This window comes from Gordonia sp. N1V, assembly GCF_029269935.1.
GTDB lineage: Bacteria > Actinomycetota > Actinomycetes > Mycobacteriales > Mycobacteriaceae > Gordonia > Gordonia polyisoprenivorans.
Genome location: NZ_JARJDD010000069.1, coordinates 1 through 656 on the forward strand (window position 1 = coordinate 1; position 656 = coordinate 656).

Annotated in this window: 1 protein-coding gene; it reads left to right on the forward strand. The window is 59.9% G+C overall.

Annotated elements, in window-relative coordinates; translation table 11 throughout:
* On the forward strand, positions 1-624 hold a 624-nt coding region (locus P3L18_RS28140), incomplete at its 5' end, for an IS3 family transposase (protein WP_276116002.1).
* Between the last annotated feature and the right edge of the window lie 32 nt (positions 625-656).

A 656-nucleotide genomic window follows, 5' to 3' on the forward strand; every position in this document is an offset into this window, starting at 1 on the left:
CGGGGTTCTCACCGCACCGTTACCACCCGCCGCGATGACAAAGCGCCCCGGTTCCCGGATCATGTTTCCCGGCAATGGAATATAGTGGATCGTCCGGATCGGTGGTGGGTGGCCGACTTCACCTATGTGTGGACGTTGGCCGGGTTCGTGTACGTGTCGTTTCTCGTCGATGTGTTCTCCCGACGCATCCTCGGGTGGCGGGTCATGACCAGCAAGCACACGCCGTTGGTGACCAGTGTGGTCGAGCAAGCGTTGTTCACTCGACGTAGGACCGTATTCGACTTCACTGCAACAGGTTTGGTGCACCACAGCGACGCCGGGAGTCAATATACGTCGTTGGCGTTTACCGCGGCATTGCAGGAGGCCGACATCACCGGATCCATTGGATCGGTTGGCGATGCCCTCGACAACGCGCTGATGGAATCGACAATCGGGCTCTACAAGACCGAACTCATCAACACCGGTCGCACCTGGACCGACCGCGCCGAGGTCGAACGTGAGACCGCAGCGTATGTGTTCTGGTTCAACACCGACCGCCTGCACTCGTCGCTGGGCTACTGCTCACCCATCGAATACGAGACGCGCTACCGTGAGAGCGTCACCTCTGAGACGGAGGTGGCATAAACCAGGTCTCCACCCAGTCCAGGACGGTTCAC